General features: G+C 70.3%; 16 protein-coding genes. 7 read left to right on the forward strand and 9 right to left on the reverse strand.

Annotation, left to right across the window (positions count from 1 at the left end):
* Window positions 1-89 precede the first annotated feature (89 nt).
* The 3 genes from EKO23_RS13985 to EKO23_RS13995 all read right to left on the reverse strand — a co-directional run bounded on the left by EKO23_RS13985 (window position 90) and on the right by EKO23_RS13995 (window position 2464).
* Entirely contained in the window at window positions 90-1052 is a 963-nt protein-coding gene (locus EKO23_RS13985; RefSeq protein ID WP_134718311.1) for a serine/threonine-protein kinase, read from the reverse strand.
* 267 nt (window positions 1053-1319) lie between these two features.
* Entirely contained in the window at window positions 1320-1736 is a 417-nt protein-coding gene (locus EKO23_RS13990) for a hypothetical protein (protein ID WP_134718313.1), read from the reverse strand.
* Window positions 1737-2041: 305 nt separating this feature from the next.
* The gene (locus EKO23_RS13995) at window positions 2042-2464 is read right to left on the reverse strand and encodes an Hsp20/alpha crystallin family protein (protein WP_134718315.1); all 423 of its coding nucleotides are present in this window, start codon (window positions 2462-2464) and stop codon (window positions 2042-2044) included.
* A 168-nt stretch (window positions 2465-2632) separates the two neighbouring features.
* Here EKO23_RS13995 and EKO23_RS26695 point away from each other — a divergent pair, with 168 nt between their 5' ends.
* Complete coding sequence (locus EKO23_RS26695) at window positions 2633-3031, forward strand: J domain-containing protein (protein ID WP_425464396.1); 399 nt, start codon at window positions 2633-2635, stop codon at window positions 3029-3031.
* 34 nt (window positions 3032-3065) lie between these two features.
* Window positions 3066-3371, forward strand: coding sequence for a MerR family transcriptional regulator (locus tag EKO23_RS26190; protein WP_246051083.1), 306 nt, complete (start codon window positions 3066-3068; stop codon window positions 3369-3371).
* A gap of 74 nt (window positions 3372-3445) precedes the next feature.
* On the opposite strand, the gene EKO23_RS14010 is transcribed toward EKO23_RS26190, so the two are convergent.
* Window positions 3446-4180: a class F sortase gene (locus EKO23_RS14010; protein ID WP_134718321.1), complete on the reverse strand. Its 735-nt coding sequence runs from the start codon at window positions 4178-4180 to the stop codon at window positions 3446-3448.
* 6 nt (window positions 4181-4186) lie between these two features.
* Window positions 4187-5008 carry a DUF4397 domain-containing protein gene (locus EKO23_RS14015; protein WP_217702625.1) on the reverse strand — a complete coding sequence of 274 codons (822 nt, stop codon included), beginning with the start codon at window positions 5006-5008 and terminating at the stop codon, window positions 4187-4189.
* 730 nt (window positions 5009-5738) lie between these two features.
* On the opposite strand from EKO23_RS14015, the gene EKO23_RS14020 reads away from it, so the two are divergent.
* Both EKO23_RS14020 and EKO23_RS14025 read left to right on the forward strand, forming a co-directional pair.
* On the forward strand, window positions 5739-6098 hold the full coding sequence (locus EKO23_RS14020; protein ID WP_134718323.1) for a LytR/AlgR family response regulator transcription factor: 360 nt from the start codon (window positions 5739-5741) through the stop codon (window positions 6096-6098).
* Window positions 6098-7576, forward strand: a complete 1479-nt coding sequence (locus EKO23_RS14025; RefSeq protein WP_134718325.1) for a sensor histidine kinase — start codon at window positions 6098-6100, stop codon at window positions 7574-7576. The genes EKO23_RS14020 and EKO23_RS14025 overlap by 1 nt, the downstream gene beginning before the upstream one ends.
* 19 nt (window positions 7577-7595) lie before the next feature.
* Here EKO23_RS14025 and EKO23_RS14030 read toward each other — a convergent pair whose 3' ends face one another.
* Window positions 7596-9014: a TRAP transporter substrate-binding protein gene (locus EKO23_RS14030; RefSeq protein WP_167880474.1), complete on the reverse strand. Its 1419-nt coding sequence runs from the start codon at window positions 9012-9014 to the stop codon at window positions 7596-7598.
* 90 nt (window positions 9015-9104) lie between these two features.
* Here EKO23_RS14030 and EKO23_RS14035 point away from each other — a divergent pair, with 90 nt between their 5' ends.
* From EKO23_RS14035 to EKO23_RS14045, 3 genes are all read left to right on the forward strand, one after another.
* Window positions 9105-10826: a sensor histidine kinase gene (locus EKO23_RS14035; RefSeq protein WP_134718329.1), complete on the forward strand. Its 1722-nt coding sequence runs from the start codon at window positions 9105-9107 to the stop codon at window positions 10824-10826.
* Window positions 10814-11464, forward strand: coding sequence for a response regulator transcription factor (locus EKO23_RS14040; RefSeq protein WP_134718331.1), 651 nt, complete (start codon window positions 10814-10816; stop codon window positions 11462-11464). The genes EKO23_RS14035 and EKO23_RS14040 overlap by 13 nt, the downstream gene beginning before the upstream one ends.
* A gap of 221 nt (window positions 11465-11685) precedes the next feature.
* Window positions 11686-11898 (forward strand): hypothetical protein, encoded by a 213-nt coding sequence (locus EKO23_RS14045; protein WP_134718333.1) that lies wholly within the window; start codon window positions 11686-11688, stop codon window positions 11896-11898.
* Window positions 11899-12124: 226 nt separating this feature from the next.
* Here the strand turns inward: EKO23_RS14045 and EKO23_RS14050 are convergent, their stop codons facing one another.
* The 3 genes from EKO23_RS14050 to EKO23_RS14065 form a co-directional block, all read right to left on the reverse strand.
* Window positions 12125-12781: a hypothetical protein gene (locus EKO23_RS14050; protein ID WP_134718335.1), complete on the reverse strand. Its 657-nt coding sequence runs from the start codon at window positions 12779-12781 to the stop codon at window positions 12125-12127.
* Between the two features lie 329 nt (window positions 12782-13110).
* Entirely contained in the window at window positions 13111-13635 is a 525-nt protein-coding gene (locus EKO23_RS14055; protein WP_217702626.1) for a sigma-70 family RNA polymerase sigma factor, read from the reverse strand.
* 554 nt (window positions 13636-14189) lie between these two features.
* Complete coding sequence (locus EKO23_RS14065) at window positions 14190-14402, reverse strand: hypothetical protein (RefSeq protein WP_134718337.1); 213 nt, start codon at window positions 14400-14402, stop codon at window positions 14190-14192.
* Window positions 14403-14579 lie beyond the last annotated feature (177 nt).

Genomic DNA, 14579 nt, shown 5'->3' on the forward strand with positions numbered 1-14579 from the left:
CGAGTCGCTGGGAGGTCCGGGCCACGCTCGATGCCCGGTGTTACGCCCCGTGGGGGAAGGCGAACGGATCTGCGATGCGCAGCAGAATCCTAATCATCCAGTAGCGCTGCTTGGTTGACGGAAACGGTGCGCGTCAGTTCCCCCGGCGCCGGACCTCCCTCACGTGCCAGGTCCTCGGACAGCGCCGACTCCCCGTATACGGCCTGCGCCAGTCCGAGAGCCAGCCCCATGAGTTCGTGATCGGCAAGCCCGAGGCGGACCGCGACCGCACGCGCGTTGGCCGGCCGCTCGGTCGGGTCCTTGGCGAGCAAGTCCTCGATCACGCCGGCGAGGACCTCCGGTACGTCCTCGGGCAGGGGCGGCGGCGGCTCGTGGATGTGACTCATCGCCGTGGCGATGGGCGTCGGTTTGTCGAAGGGCTTGGCCCCGGACAGCATCTCGTGGCCGACGACGCCCAAGGCGTAAAGGTCGGAAGCGCCGGTCGCTGGGCGTCCCAGCGCCTGCTCCGGACTGATGTACGACGGCGTCCCGAGCAGGTCGCCGGCGCGGGTGTGGCCGGAGGCATCGGCGGCCCGGGCGATGCCGAAGTCGGTGAGCTTCACGAGACCATCGTCGCGAACCAGGATGTTGGCCGGCTTGACGTCGCGATGCACCAGCCTCGCGGCATGCGCAACACCCAGCGCGAGGGCGCACTGACCGAGCACGGACCGGACCTTCTCGGCCGGGAGGCGACCACGCTCACGGATCAGCTGCGACAACGGCCTGCCGTCGACGAGCTCCATGACCAGGAACGCCAAGCCATCGTCCTCGCCGTAGTCGAAGAGGGTGGCGATGTTGGTGTGGATCAGTCCCGCGGAATGTAGCGCCTCGTCACGGAAGCGGAGGGCGAACAGCTCCTCGTGGTCGGGGTCAGGACGCATCACCTTGAGCGCGACCATTCGGCGCAGCACGTCGTCCTCTGCCGCCCAGACGTCCGCCATGCCCCCCGAAGCGACGCGCCTCTCGAGCCGGTAACGATCAGAGAGGATGAATCCAGGCTGCAGCCGGTTCATGTGGTCGACCTCACAGTCCGTCCCTTCGCGCTGACCCCGGCTCCGCCTGATGATGGTCAACGTTGTAGTTAGCTGTGAGGCCAGTACCCCGCACCCGTTCTGTCGACTCATGCTAACCGACTGGTTCAAGCCCACCCACAGCACAGCAGCGGTACCCAGCACCGGCAGCGGGACCTTGGCGCGCCTCGGGATCGCCGGCCGGCGCTCCTGTCGCCACGGCCAGGCCCGCACCAACGGCTCGGCGTCTTGCCGCCTCAACCCGCGTGGCTATGCCGGTCGTGCGTCGGGTGGTTGGGGTGCTGTGGGCTTGTCGGCGTCCGGTGAGGTGACGGGCATGATCGCCCAGGCCGAGGACAAGGCGTCGACGGTCAGCTCGTGACGGTCTCCGGATGCCAGTCCATCCAGGCCGAGTGCGTCCCAGAAGTCGGGGTGTTGATCGCAGGCGAGCACTGCCGTGATGCGTCCTCGGATGGGGGGCCGCGAGCGGTCGGCGGTGACGTGGAGGTAGCGATGTCCGGAGTCGGTGGCGCGCCAGGCGAGGACGGCGGGCTGGGACAGGATCAGCGCCCAGGCCAGGAGCTCGGAAGGATTGTCCACGGTGGCGGTCAGGTCGCCGACTACGTCGAGCTCGCGGCTGATCCTCATCAGGATCGCGAGCTCACGCGCATCCTTGGACCGGTACATCAACGCTCCCTTTCATCTCTTCACAGGCGGCGGCACGGGCGGCTGTGGTACCTCCAGGCCCTGGCACCTGTGTGCCGGTGCCTGCGGGGGCCCGGGTCAGCGCCACGGGTCCCCGCAGGCTGGGAACCTGGGCGGCGGCAGCGTGTGCCCCGCCCGGTTCTCCAGGGGTTCCCTCCGCTGGCGACGAGCCGGGCCAAGGCTCTGCGAAGGGCGGCGGTGACGCGGTGCACGCCTTCGGGCGGTCTTCGTGCCGAAGGCGCGTGCAACGTCGTCGATGGCGGTCATGGGCGGTCAGTACCTCCCTCCTAGGCGTTGATCTCCTTGGCAGTCTCCCCGGCCGTGACCTCGACCCTGCGGGCCTTGGCCCGCTCGGCGATCGGGATCTGCAGTGTCAGCACGCCGGCGTCGTAGTTCGCCGTGAGCCGGTCGATGTCGAGGGTGTCGCCGAGGAACAGCTGGCGGCTGAACACGCCGTAGCTGCGCTCGTCGATGACTCGCTCGGCGTCATCGCCCACCGGGGGCTTGCGCTCGGCCTGGACCGTGAGCACGTTCTGCTCCACGGTCAGATCGATGGATTCGGCCGTGGCGCCGGGCAGGTCGAGGTGGACGACGAAGGTCCCGTCCTCGCGGTAGGCCGTCATCGGCATCAGGGCGGGGCGAGCGCGGGTGCCCAGCATGGCTTCGGTGAGACGGTCGAAGTCACGGAACGGATCGGTGCGCATCAGCATGAGTTCTTCCCTCCTCACGGTTCTCCGATAGGGATCTGAGGTTCCTCGACCTCAGATAATCTGCTGCTTCTGTTTCAGATTTTCTCCAGCCGTGAGACGATGTCAAGGGTCTGGCGGCAACAAGTTCGGGCAGTTCGCGCGACGACCGCCCTCGAACGGAGAGTCCTGATGGATGACAGGCGCTTGGAGGCCTTCCGGCTGCTGGGGATCCCTGCGGGCAGCGACCGGGCAACCGTCGCGCATGCCTATCGGCGGTTGGCTCGTGAGACCCATCCGGACGTCTCAACCGACCCGCTGGCCATGGACCGGTTTGTCGCCCTGGCCGATGCCTACAGGGTGGCGTCCCAGCCTCCAGCGGCTGAGTCCTTCGACGTCGTCCTCGCGGCCCCTGGCCCGTCGGTGCGGCCCGGTCGCGGCGAGGCGTCCCCTGATCGGTCGACCCGGGTGCGCGGGTTCTGGATCTCGACATCGCTGGCCGGTGCCGCTCCTGGTCCCCCGATCGTTGCTGGTCCGGTCATGGTCCGACCCGCTCCATCCGCGCCGGATCGGGGGGTACGCCGTGGCTGACGTGGGGAGTGACCGCGCTGTGTACTCCATCTCGGTGGCGGCCGAGGTGACCGGGGTCAACCCGCAGATGCTGCGGGTCTATGAGCAGAAGGGGTTGTTGAAGCCCTACCGGACCGAGGGCGGGACCCGCCGCTACAGCGACCAGGAACTGGACCGCATCGGGGAGATCGCCACCCTCCTCGCGATCGGTCTGAACCTGGCCGGTGTCGAGGAGGTCCTCCGGCTCCGTGCCGAGAACCATCGCCTCCAGCGTGAGGTGGACCGGCTCCGAGGCCGGGCGCCCGAGACATCGAGCGATCGCCGGTCGGGACGCGCGTCACGAGTCGACCCCCGAGGGTGAGCCGTGCTGGAGGCGGGTGTCCGGAGGCGGGTCGAAAGTCAGCTCCCTGGCCACCCCGCCGCTGGTGCGGCGGTTCATCGCCCAGATCGCACCAGGTCTGGTAGCGCCGTGATGACCAGGTTCTGCAGGTAGCCGCCCGCGTCCTCGAGGTACGGGCCGGTGCAGGTGACGATACGCAGACGCTCGGGTCCGGTTCGGGCAAAGACCTCGTCGGGAAGTGCCTGTCGGTCGAACCGCTCGATGCTGTCGACCCGGTACGGGCGCCGGGACCCCGATCCGAGGACCACCCGGATCCGCTCGCCGGCCGTGATCGCGGAGAGCCGGGCCAAGGGACCCACGCCGTACCGGCGGGAGTCGACGTGACCCGCGAGCACCGCAGAACCCGGGGTTTCCGGAGCTGGACCGTAGCGGTACCAGCCGATCACCGCGGGATCGGCGGGGAGCTCCATGGCGCCGGTGGCCGTGACGCCCGCGGGCCTGACGACCATGTCGACCCCCAGCGCAGGGATCTCCAGCCTTGCTGGGAGTCCACCATCCGGAGTGGCAGCGCCGGCGGCCTGGCCCTCGATGGCGGCGGAGGACCGACCCACCCGGTCCGGGGCCGGGTCGGCCGTGGGTCCGGTGCCGTGACCGAGGAGGCCGTTCGCTCCGGGCTGCTGCGTGCCGGCGTCCGCGACAGCGGCTCGGCCGCGCACGTCGGTCGGGTCGTCCCTGCCGGCGTGCAAGGCCTGCGCCCCGAGGGCCAGCCCGGCGGCCGATGCAAGAAGCAGCAGTAGCCACCGGGCCGGTCCGGCGACGGGTGTCGCCACGACGAGCTAGCGGCGGACGCGTGCGGGCGCGAGCCGCACGAGCGCCACCAGCAGCCCGACGGCCGAGGCAGAGACGAGCGCGACGGTCCACCACGGTGCCGAGGCTGACGCCTCGGCCGCTCCGGTCTGGCCGCCGGGGACGCTGGTCGGGGAGGAGTGCAGACCGTCGATGGTCTGCACGGCCAGGGCCAGGTTGTCATCGTCGGCAGAGCCCCACGCGTACACGATCGTCGAGGTCCCCTCGGTGAGGGTCACGTCCGTGGGACCGAGGACGGCCTGGTCCTCGCCGGTGAGGGTGACGTCGGCGGAGTACGTCCCGGCCGGTAGGTCGGCGGACTGCTCGTCCGGGTTGGCCAGGCCCTCGAAGACCACGTCCCCGTCGGCTCGGACGTCGACGGCCGGTGCGGCAGCGTCGTGCCGCACCACCAGGCGCGCCTCGCCGGGCTTGGTCGGCGAGGTGTCGTTGACGTAGGGGGTGAGCACCGGATTTCCCTGGGCATCGAGGTGAGCCACCACGGTGGCGTTCGCGCCCGCACCGAGCTCGACCCCCGAGGCCTCGATGGCCGGGTCGGCGGTGGCCGGGTCGTCCCCGGCAGCGAAGACCTGCAGGTCGTAGGAGCCGGCGGGCAGGGACAGGGGGTCGGTGAGCGTGCCGGGCTCGAAGTCCGGGAGGATCTCGTCGCCGTTGGCGTAGACGTCGACGGTGAGGCCCGGCACGGCGTGCAGCACCGTCACCGTGGCGTCGGCGGCGGCCGCGGCGGCGGGAGGGGACAAGGGGGCAAGTGCGGCCAGGCCGGTGAAGCCGGCTACGGCAAGGATGCGCATCATCGGTGTGGTCCTCTCGAGGTCGAAGAATCCTTGTCAGTCGTTCGCAGCCACCGGCGATGTGGATCGGATTCTTCAACAAGTATCTAGACATCGTGTTGAGGTCTGTCGGGGCTTGAGCGTGGCGGGCCGGCGTCGTCGGTCCGCGCGACCCGTCACGCCGAGCCTGGGTCCCCCAGATGGACGCGCCAGCGTTGAGAGCGCGTTCCCGCCACCGCCAGCACAGTGGCGCGCAATCTGCCGCAGCCAGAAGCATCCCTAGGGGTGAGGTAGGTCGTCGGTTTGCCGGGGTACGTAGAAGTTGCGTTCTCGGGACTTACGCAGATCTCGGGTCCGCGTGCGCCGCCCGGTCTCCCAGTGGATACCTCCGGGCGGCGCCTTGTGCGCCAGCAAGGGCGCCGCTCCTCGTGGGGGAAGGGGCGGCGGCGCCTTCGCGCCGTGTACAACAGCCGGGCCGGTTGGGTTGGGCCGTGGTGCAACGTTGGGGCCTTCGACGCCCGACGGCGACGTCGTGGTGTTGCACGGGATTCGGCTCGACGGCTGCGTGGTAGCGGGTGCCCCGCGGGGACCAGACACGGAGCGGCGTCAGAGCATGAAACCTGGAGTCGATGTCTGACTCCCCGTGATGCCGCCGTGAGGTCGCTGGCGTGCCGTCACCGATGCACGAGATTCCCTTCGACATATTCGTGGCAGCATCAGTGTCCTCAGCGCCGGTTGCGGCGATGATCGGCACATGGCGTGGTCGCTGCTGATCGTGGACGATCATCCCGACTTCCGGCGGGCAGCTCGCGAGCTGCTGTCCTCGCCTGACTTCGTGGTGGTGGGCGAAGCCACGGGCGCGATGGACGCCATCCGCCTGGCGACGGCCCTCGAGCCGGAGCTGGTCCTTCTCGACATCAGGCTGCCCGACGGTGATGGGTTCGCCGTTGCTGAGTCACTGGCCGGACTGGAAGCCCGCCCCGCAGTGGTGTTGACGTCGAGCCACGACGCGACCGTCTTCCAGGACCGCCTGGCATCGGCGCCGGTGCGGGGGTTCGTGCCGAAGGTCGACATCTCGGTCGACCGGCTCGTGGAACTTCTCGGTGAGTCGTGATGGGCCCCTTCGTCTACGTCGTCGCGGACCTGGCCGTCGGCACCGCATTCCTGCTCGGGGGACTGCTGGTGTGGCGATACGGGAGGGCACGCCTGCCTGCGGCACTGCTGGCGCTGGCGGGCGGCTCGTGGTTCATCGGCAACCTCGGCGGGTTGCCTGGGGTCGCAGGGGTCGCGGCAGCGAGTGCGACGTACCTCCACCGTGGCCCACTCCTCCACGCCGACCTCACGCTGCCAAGCGGTCGACCGCGCTCGCGGATCGTGCTGGCCGCAGTGGTGCTCGGGTACGCCGTCTCCGCCGTGGCGCCTCTGGCGCGCAGCCCGCTGGTGACCCTGGGCGTGGCCGCCGGTCTGGTTGCGGTCACGCTGCAGCAGCGGCGCATGACGGTCGACGTGCTGCCCGTCGCGGCCCTGACTGCCGCGCTCGCCGGCCCGACGCTGGCCCGAATGCTGCTCCCGGCGTCGGCTGCGGGAGGCGCCCTGCTCTGGTACGACGGGTGCCTGCTGATCCTGGCGGCCGCCCTCGTGGCCCGGCTCATCCGATCACGGCGCGTCGACGTGGCCGACCTGGTGGTCGGGCTGAGCGTGGCGCCCTCGCAGAGCTTGCGAGACGCGCTGGCGAGGGCGGTGGGCGATCCCGCCCTCCAGGTTGTCTACGTCGCCGGTACCGGCTTCGTCGACGCTCGCGGAGCGCCGACCAGCCTCGACCGGGGGGAGGGGCGCACGGTCACTCCGCTGTCAAGGGACGGGCAGGTCTTCGGGTTCATCACGCACGACCCGGCAGTCCTCGCCGATCCTGTGCTGGTGGAAGCCGTGGCGACGGCGGCGGCCCTGACCTCGGCCAACGCCCGGCTGCAGGCCGACGTGGAGCGGCAGGCAGCCCAGGTACGCGCTTCCCGCCGCCGGATCGTGTCGGCTGGCATCGAGGAGCGCCGCCGGCTGGAGGCAGAGCTGAGCCTCGGTCCGAGCGCCCGGCTGGAGCGGGTGGAGGCGTTGCTGGACGCCGTACCCGCCGCGGGCACACAGGACGGCCTTGTCGACGTGGCACGCAACCAGGCCAGGCAGGTCGCCTCGGACTTGCGCGACCTGGCCCGCGGGCTGCATCCGATGGCGCTGCGTGCGTCCGGTCTCGCGGGGGCGGTCACCGAGCTGGCTGCGTCGGCCCCGATCCCCGTATCGGTCGAGGTGGACGTCCCGGAGGTGCCGGAGGAGGTGTCCGAGACGCTGTACTACGTATGCGCGGAGGGGCTCACCAACGTCGCACGGCATGCGCAGGCGCGGGCGGCGTCGATCCGGTTGACCGGCGAGGGCAAACACGTCCGGGTGAGCGTGATCGACGACGGCGCCGGTGGTGCCGACTCGCGCGGCTCCGGGCTACGCGGCTTGGCGGATCGTGTCCAGGCCCTCGGAGGTGAGCTGAGCGTGGCGTCCGACCACTCGGGCACATGTCTGGAGGCGTGGGTGCCGACCGGCTCCTGAGTGGGGGCCGTGTTCCACGTCATCGGAGCCGCACCCACTCATGCAGGCCCCAGACGGCGCGGTCTCCGGCGTACGCCGACTGCACCCGCAGGAACCGGAGCCCACCGTCGTTGACATCCCAGTGCGCACTCCAGTTGCCGGAACACCGGACGCCGGGGTCCCAGTTGAAGGAGATCATGGCCCGTGACACCCGGTAGGTCGCCGTGCAGTCGGACTCCAGGTCCGAGTAGTGTCCACCGTCGAGCGTGATCGTCCACGGGGCGCCGGTGATCTGCTTGACGTCCTGCTCGGCGACGCCGATGTCGAGGAGCTCCTTCTCGGTGAACGTGGTCCGGTAGGTGCCGTCCAGGACAGCCGGGTCGATGGGTGTACCGATGTCGGTAGCCGCGCCGCTGCTCCGGCACTGGGTGATCACCACGGGCGCGACTGACCCGTCGGCCTTGAGTGCCTCGATCCGCCGGATGGTCGGGCCGACCTGCGGGTCGGCCAGCATCTGCGCGCGGAGGGGCGCGGTCGACCGTTTGATCTCGGCGACCGCCGCCGGCCCGGCCATGGCGACCCCCTTGCCCTCCGCGCAGGCGGCGTAGAGCAGCTCCCCCTCCCGGGGGCGGGTCTGGACCAGCGAGTCGCGGGTGCTGCGTGCAGCCTCGGTGAGCGCCGTCCGGGCGTCGTCGGGGAGGCGGTTCCAGGTGCTGTCGTTGACGACGAGGGTGTCGATCTTGCCGTAGAGGGTCACGTCGGCCGTGAGCGTCGCTGGCGGCCCGAAGCTCCTGTCTGCCCCGGACTCCGCTCCGGCCAGGGAGCCCTCCTCGTACGCGTCGTTGACGTCCTGACCGTCCAGCCACACGGGGTGGCTGCCGGGTGCGCGGAGCATGGCGTAGACGTCGCGTGAGTACGGCGCCTGGATCCGCGCACCCCGGAAGTCGGCGAGGGTGAGCAGGGGAGTGCCGAACCCGACGGGATGACGCAGCGTCTCCGGCCAGAGGGCGAGGCCACGGACGCCGGTGCCCTCGAGGCTGGCGAGCAGCGGCTCTGCCAGGTCACCGTCGACGACGCGGTCGACGAGGTCGTCACTGTCCAGCAGGAAGGGGGTCTGCAGCGCCCGCAACCCCTCGACGCCGAGGTCGTCCCAGCTTCGCGCGGGCACGACGCCGAGGTCGAAGGTCCCGTCCTGGACCCGGCGCGCCACCTGCTGGTCGAAGTCGGCCTCTCGATCGCCCGTGGCGACGTAGGTCGTCCGGACGTGCAGCCGGCCGGCCGACCGGTCTGCGACTGCCTCGGCGAAGTGCTTGATCTGGGAGTCCTGCGGACCACCCCGGTAGTCCGAGGTGGCGAGCTTCAACGTGATCACCGGTCCTGGCCCGCCGGCCTTGTCGACCACCGACTGGGTGCATGCGGCAAGCAGCAGTGCCGAGAGCAGGGCCACGATAGTGCGCACACTTGATGATGCACCTGGGCACCCGCCCGCCGCATGCGTGCCAGCCACAGTGACCATGGCCACCGCCACGGAGCGGTGCGAACATGTGGCATGTCCACCGTGGGGCGGCTCGTGGTCTGGTCGGCGGTCGTCGGCACGGCGGTCGCGCTGGCACTGGTGCCACGCAGCCATGAACGGCTGACGACGTACGCCAGTGTCTCGCCCCGGCTGGCGGCGGCCGACGTGGTTGCTGCCCTGGCCCTGCTGGGGGCGTGCGTGGTCGGGTTGCTGCTCGAGCCGGCGCGGCCGGGTCTCGTCGCGCTCGCGCTGGCCGCGGCGGTGTGGACCACCCAGGACTGGGCGGGTTGGTACGACGGCCCGCAGTTCGTCGCCACTGTGGGGGTCGTGCTCGCACCACTGCTGGTTCCCCTCCTCGCCCATGCGGTCTTGGCCGCCGCGAGGCAACTCCGGCGGATGCGGGCTCCTCTGACGGCGTTGTACGCCGGCGCCGGGGTGGTCGCCGTCCTCCACGCGCTGTTCTATGACCCGTTCCTCGACGAGGACTGCTGGAACACGTGCACGATCAAGAACGTCCTGCTGGTCGCGGCACAACCCGACCTCGGCCACAGGGTCGCGGCTGCCTGGCTGCTGGTGACGGCAATCACGGGGGCTGCTCTTGTCGGGCTCGTGATCAGTTGGACAACCGTGGCCACGCGTGCGGCCGTTCGGTTGCGCGGCCCGGCCATCGTGGCCGCCATGGTGCTCGGCGGCGTGTTGCTGACACAGTCGGTGGCCAGATGGCGTCGACCTCGCGTGGACCCGCGAACGTCGCTCGACGCGGGTCTCTACCTCGCGCTCGTCGTGGCGGTGGTGCTCGTCGCAGCGGCCTGGGCCTATGGTCCGTTGCTCGACCGCTGGACCAGGCGCGGGGTCGCCCACCTGGTCAGGGGGCTCGGCGACGCCGTGGCGGCGGGTACCGTTGCTCGGGTCATCGCCGCCGCAACCGGTGATCCCAGCGTGCGGGTGGTGTACCGGTTGCCGTCGTCGGGCGGCTATGCCGACGCAGAGGGTCGGCATGTCGATCCGCCCCACTACGGACCGGGCGCGTTGCCAGTACTCCGCGACGGGCATGAGCTGGCCGTGGTGCTGCACGACCCGGACGCCACCGGCGGCGATGCCGTCCGGTCGGTCATGGGGACGGCGTTGATGCTCGCGCTGGACAACGAGCGGCTGCGCTCCGAGGGTCTGGCGCAGCTCGCCGACCTGCGGGCGTCCCGGGCACGGGTGGTGGAGACCGGCGACGCCGAACGTCGCCAGCTCGAGCGGAACCTGCACGACGGGGCGCAGCAGCGCATGTTGGCCCTCTCCTTCGACCTGCGCCGAGCGGTCGCTGGCGCTCGAGACCCCGAGGCGAGGACGGTGCTGGCCTCGGCAGAGGCGGAGTCGCGGACCGCCCTCGCCGAGCTGCGCGATCTGGCCCACGGCATTCACCCTGCCGTCCTCGAGGAGGCGGGACTCGCACCCGCGCTGGCGACGCTCGCCGACCGTGCTCCCGTGCCGGTCGACGTCCAGGAGGATCTGGACGGGCGACTGCCACCGAGCGTCGAGCGCACGGCGTACGTCGTCGTCCGGGATGCCGTCGCCGCCGCGGCAGCCGATGGCTCGCAGGGCGTCACCGTCACGCTGACCGAGGTCGCGGGCGATCTCGTGGTCGAGGTGCGGGGAGCCGGGCCCGGCCCGTTCAGATCCGTCGAGGACCGGGTCGCTGGCGCTGGTGGTCACGTCGTGGTGGCGCCGGACCGACTACGGGCGGTGATCCCGTGCGCGTCGTAGTGGCGGACGACGTGCTGTTCACCCGGGCGGGCCTGGTCCGGTTGCTTGCCGAGGCCGGATGCGAGGTCGTTGGCGAGGCCCACGACCTGGACTCCACGCTGCGCGAGACCTTGGTGAACCGACCCGACGTGGTCGTGCTCGACATCCGGATGCCTCCGACGCACAGTGACGAGGGACTCGTGGCTGCTGCCCGGATCGGGGCGGACCTCCCGGGCACCGGCGTGCTGGTGCTGTCGAGCTACGTCGAACCGGCCTATGCCATGCGGCTGATCGACGATCATCCGGAAGGCGTGGGGTACCTGCTCAAGGAACGAGTCTCGGACACCGCCGTGCTCGTCGACGCGCTGAGCAGGATCGTCGACGGCGAGTGCGTGGTCGACCCGACGATCGTCGCTCGCCTCGTCGGCCGACGTCGACGCACCGACCCGCTCGACGTCCTGACGGAAAGGGAGCGGGAGGTGCTCGCCCTGCTGGCCGAGGGCCTGTCCAACCGCGCGGTGGCCGAGCGGATCACCGTCACGGAACGCACCGTAGAAGCGCACACGAAGCTGATCTTCCAGAAGCTCGGGCTCGACGCCGACCCGTTGTCGAACCGCAGGGTCCAGGCCGTGCTTGCCTACCTGCGCTCAGCGACCTGAGGCCAGCCACAGTCACCGGCGCCGGACACTGAGGTCAGCCCCGATGCCCGCACCACCCCTCGAGGGTCACCGTGAGGGGCATGAACACATACACACAGCGCCGGCGCCCATCGAGGCGACCCTGGGGCGCGAAGACCTCTGAGAAGACCTGCCGCCGGACCACGCTCCCTGTTGGTGCAACCGGTCCGGGACCCCTGTCGCGCACGATGTCGAGGACGCGGATGGCGGTCGGTTCCAGCGCAGCAGTCCTGACGATGCTGGCGCTGCCGGCCGGGCAGTCCGTCGCCGCTCCGGACGAGGACGTGGACGTCCGCACGTGCCTGGCCCCGCTGGGGGATGCCCAGCGCAGCCCTGATGTGCTGCAAGGGTGGATCGACGGCTGCCGGCGCGAGCAGGCGGCTCAGGCGTGGGCCTCGCTGGGCAACTACCTGTGAGTGGTACTGCGGCTGGACCACTCACCCTCCGACGGCCGCGCGAAAGCAGACCGCTCGGACCCGACCGGGACGGGCTCGTGGCGTGCATGATCTCAGTCCCGGGCCGGGAGAGCCGTGCGCAGGGCGAAGGGGCGGCCCGCACGAAGTCGACGAAAGAACTCGTCCGCGTCCCTGCCGCCACCACCCTCGGTCCACCACCGGCCTCGACACGGTGGGTCACCCCGGATCAGCACGGATTCGACGTCCAGCAGTAGTCGGGATCGTAGGTGTGCGGGAGCACGGGCCCGACCGACAGCTGGAAGTCCAGGGTGCCGGGGTCGGACCTGAGTGTGTAGACGAGGCCCTGCGACTCCTCACGCACGTAGTCGGAGCCGGCACGGTCCATGACGTCTGCCAGCTCCCTGGCGACGGAGGTGGGGACCACCCAGCTGGTTCCTTCTCGGTCCGATTCGATTGCGGGGGTGGCCAGCAGGATGTCGGCCGCTTCGGTGGGCAGGAGCTCGGCCGGACCTGAGCGACGGAGGTCCATCAGGCCGATCCCGTACGAATGCGGGACGAAGGGGCGGAAGGTCGGGTCTTCCCAGGCGCTGGCGGGCAGCCAGTCCTCCGGGTGGGAGAATTCGGGACAGTACCTGGACTGGCCGGCGCTCCAGCAGCCGGTGTAGTTCCGGTCCTCCATCAGGCGACCATCGACCCGCACGATCAGGCGACCACCGTTGTCCGAGAGGGGGGTCAGGCGCGGCGAGGCCTCGAGAAGGTGCGAACGCATGGCCTCCACTCCCGAGGGTGTCAGCCGACGGACCACATAGCCCTGGAATCGGTCGTCGGTGCCGTTGTTGTCCACGTTGATGATGCGGCCGTCGGCGTAGACCCAGGTGCCCATCCAGAACTCCGCCGCCGCGACGAGCTGGCCGGTGGCGGGCCCGGTCGGCGCGGTTCCCGGCGGTGGTAGGCCGACGAAGCCGATCCGGTCATCCGCCTCCGCGCTCGTGCTCGGGTCAGGGTGGCCGACGGGGCCGACCGACTCCGGGTCCCGGGTGACCCCTCTGACGAGCAGTCCGGCGGCAACCGTGCCCACAACCGCACACGTCGCCGTCGCCGCGACGAGTCGCCTGCGGCGTCGCTCGCCGGCTCGGCGGATCTCGGGTGGCGCGAGCATCTCCGTGGCGTCCGTGCTCTCGGCCACCTCCTGGAGCATCGGCGTGAGATCGCTCATGTCGTCTCCTCCCCGAACCTGATCACGTCCTCGCTCCGGTAGCCGCTTCCCAGATGTGCACGCAGCGCGTCACGCCCCCGAGACAGCCGGCTCTTCACCGTCCCCACCGAAACACCGGTCTCGTCCGCCACCTGCTCCATCGTCAGACCGCACAGATCGTGAAGCACCAGGGTGCGACGATGCGCGTCCGGAAGGAGCCGCAGAGCGGCCCGGACGTCGAGCATCTCTTCCAACGGGGACCCTGGGGAAATCTCGGCCCGCGTACGCCCAACAGTGCGCAGGAACCGGTCGGCCACCATCCGGCGACGGAATACCGAGACCGAGCGGCGCCACGCAACCGTGCGTACCCACGCAGTCGGATCGTCGAGCCGGGAGACACGCGACCATCGTTGCCACGCCTGTGCATAGGCTTCCTGCAGGACTTCCTTCGCCACCTCGGGATCCGCGGTCATCGCGGTCAACTGACCCAGAAGCGTCGCACGCGTGCCGAGGTAGAACTCGTCGAACGACTCGATCTCCACCGCAGCTCCCGCAACCGGGCGACACTCCACTCGGCATCGCTCCGATCTCACCTTCATACACGCGCCGCGACCCCAAAGTGTTCCATCGACGTCGTCCCGTCGTCCCTGCTGGAAACGCGAGGGAGTCCGTGGCCATGCCATGCGGATCCGCGCCACCAGCGGAAACACCGCAGGCGAGGCGGGGTTTCGTCTTCGTCATCCTCGACCCCTCCGCTCTGGCGCACCCCCGCCGCCCCTGGAGCGTTCAGACGCTCCAGTCCGGCCCGGTCCGCGACGATCCGAGGTGGTGCAGGTAGATGCTCGTCGTAGCGATCGAGGCGTGTCCGAGCCAGGCCTGGACGGTCACTGGGTCGACACCCCTCACCGCCCTCAGGTGCGGAACGGCTGATCAGGAGCACTGGCAGCGGGACGCGGACGAAGTCGCGCACCCGCACCTCACGTAGCTCCGACCAGCGCAGCCCCGACCACGCAGCAATGACGAGGACTGGAACGCCATGACCGGGCGGCTCGGGTATCACGACCCGAGCCGCCATCCCTGGTGAAGGAGCCGCGGTCTAGCAGAGACCCCTCGCGGCCGCGTTCTTCCCCTGGCCGCCGAGGGCCTGGACGAGTTCGCCGACGTTGTCGAACCCGGCGAGGCCGCCGCTGTTCACGGTCTTGTGAACCTGGCCGAAGCACGCGGCCTCCGCTGGTGCAGCACTGGCCGGACTTGCGAGGCCGAGGGCTGCAAGAGCGGCGATGGATCCGACGGCGAGAATGCGCTTCATGTGACTTCCCTCCTCTTGGTGGGTGCTGGTTCACCCATCAACCGTGGTTCGACGCGCGCAGGTGATCGGATTTCTCCCGTCCGGAAGCAAGTTCACAGCCACTGACCCGGACTACCTGCAACTCGGGACGAGCGCGCACAAAGCCATGAGCGGGCGCGCCTGAGATGCCGCGGAAGC

The organism is Nocardioides guangzhouensis (assembly GCF_004519545.1).
GTDB classification, from domain to species: Bacteria; Actinomycetota; Actinomycetes; order Propionibacteriales; family Nocardioidaceae; genus Nocardioides; species Nocardioides guangzhouensis.

Bases quoted from the DNA above. Each gene is read 5' to 3' on its own strand.
- EKO23_RS13985 (WP_134718311.1), bottom strand. From the start codon at position 1,052: ATGAACCGGCTGCAGCCTGGATTCATCCTCTCTGATCGTTACCGGCTC.
- EKO23_RS26695 (WP_425464396.1), top strand. From the start codon at position 2,633: ATGGATGACAGGCGCTTGGAGGCCTTCCGGCTGCTGGGGATCCCTGCG.
- EKO23_RS14050 (WP_134718335.1), bottom strand. From the start codon at position 12,781: ATGGGCACCTGGGTCTACGCCGACGGCCGCATCATCAACGTGGACAAC.
- EKO23_RS14065 (WP_134718337.1), bottom strand. From the start codon at position 14,402: ATGAAGCGCATTCTCGCCGTCGGATCCATCGCCGCTCTTGCAGCCCTC.
- EKO23_RS13990 (WP_134718313.1), bottom strand. From the start codon at position 1,736: ATGTACCGGTCCAAGGATGCGCGTGAGCTCGCGATCCTGATGAGGATC.
- EKO23_RS13995 (WP_134718315.1), bottom strand. From the start codon at position 2,464: ATGCTGATGCGCACCGATCCGTTCCGTGACTTCGACCGTCTCACCGAA.
- EKO23_RS14025 (WP_134718325.1), top strand. From the start codon at position 6,098: ATGGGCCCCTTCGTCTACGTCGTCGCGGACCTGGCCGTCGGCACCGCA.
- EKO23_RS14045 (WP_134718333.1), top strand. From the start codon at position 11,686: ATGGCGGTCGGTTCCAGCGCAGCAGTCCTGACGATGCTGGCGCTGCCG.
- EKO23_RS14015 (WP_217702625.1), bottom strand. From the start codon at position 5,008: ATGATGCGCATCCTTGCCGTAGCCGGCTTCACCGGCCTGGCCGCACTT.
- EKO23_RS14020 (WP_134718323.1), top strand. From the start codon at position 5,739: ATGGCGTGGTCGCTGCTGATCGTGGACGATCATCCCGACTTCCGGCGG.
- EKO23_RS14035 (WP_134718329.1), top strand. From the start codon at position 9,105: ATGTCCACCGTGGGGCGGCTCGTGGTCTGGTCGGCGGTCGTCGGCACG.